The 1025-nt window shown below is 69.3% G+C and carries 1 protein-coding gene; it reads right to left on the reverse strand.

Going from position 1 to position 1025, the window contains the following annotated elements; genetic code table 11:
* The coding region (locus ACFXDE_RS43875) for a transglycosylase SLT domain-containing protein (protein WP_380499821.1) at positions 1–809 on the reverse strand (809 nt) is incomplete at its 3' end.
* Positions 810–1025: the final 216 nt, after the last annotated feature.

Consider the following 1025-nt stretch of genomic DNA (forward strand, 5'->3'; position numbering starts at 1 on the left):
AAGCCCTGGCCGATGATGACGGAGTTGCCGAAGGGCATGGTGTTCATGCCGCCGTCGTTGTGCCAGGCGCGCAGGGTGCCCTCGGGGTCGTTCTGCGGGTTGCCTGCGGGCTGGACGTAGATGAGGTCGGCGCGTCCGTCGCCGTCGAGGTCGGCGAACTTGACGCGGGTGGGGTCGGTGAAGCCCTGCGCGATGACGGCCGAGGTGTCGAACGGCATTTGGGCGAACCCGGCCGCGTTGTGCCAGGCCGTGAGCGTCCCGTCCGCCGAGTCGCTCACCACCGACGCCCGGCCGTCACCCGCCAGCGATGCGGAACCGCCCCCCGATACCCGGGCGGCGGCGGTCTGCGCCGCTGCGAGGTAGGTCTTGTAGGCGTTGTTGTGGACCCAGGTCGTGCAGATCGAGGAGTCGTAGGTCGACCACGGGCAGAAGTTCGTCCCGTGCTTCGATATCTCCCAGGCCGCGTTGGCGTTGCACTGCGGGTCGAAACGGCAGTTAGGGTCCTGGGCCTGGGGATGGACGGTGTTGATCTGCCAGAGCCCGTAGTCCACCGTGCCGTTGGAGTTCACGTGGCTGGCCTGTGGGTTGCAGTGCGACTCGGCCATGGCGACGGCGATCGCGGTGACGAGGGTGTCGTGGCTGAAGCCGGCCTGCTTGGCGACCTGGGCGCAGAGGTCGATCCCAGTGGCGGCGGTGGTGTGCGCGGTGGCGGAGGCCGGGGCGGCGGCGCCGAAGGCGCTGGACGAAAAGGCGAGCACGGCAAGGGACTTGGCGGCGAGGCGGGTGGCGTTGGAACGGAGGGAGAGCATGACGGAACTCCTGTCGGCGAGGTATCGGCTGATGGCATGGGCGGGGGCGGCGGCTTCGGGTGAGGCCGCCGCCCCGGGTGCTCGGCTGGGGGCTCAGGCGAAGTAGGTGCTGGTGGGGTTGGTGAAGCCTTGGCCGATGATCAGGCTGTTGCCGAAGGGGGCGGTGGTGAAGCCGTTGTCGTTGTGCCAGGCGCGGAGTGTGCCGTCGGCGTCGTT

Source organism: Kitasatospora sp. NPDC059408, from assembly GCF_042751525.1.
GTDB lineage: Bacteria > Actinomycetota > Actinomycetes > Streptomycetales > Streptomycetaceae > Kitasatospora.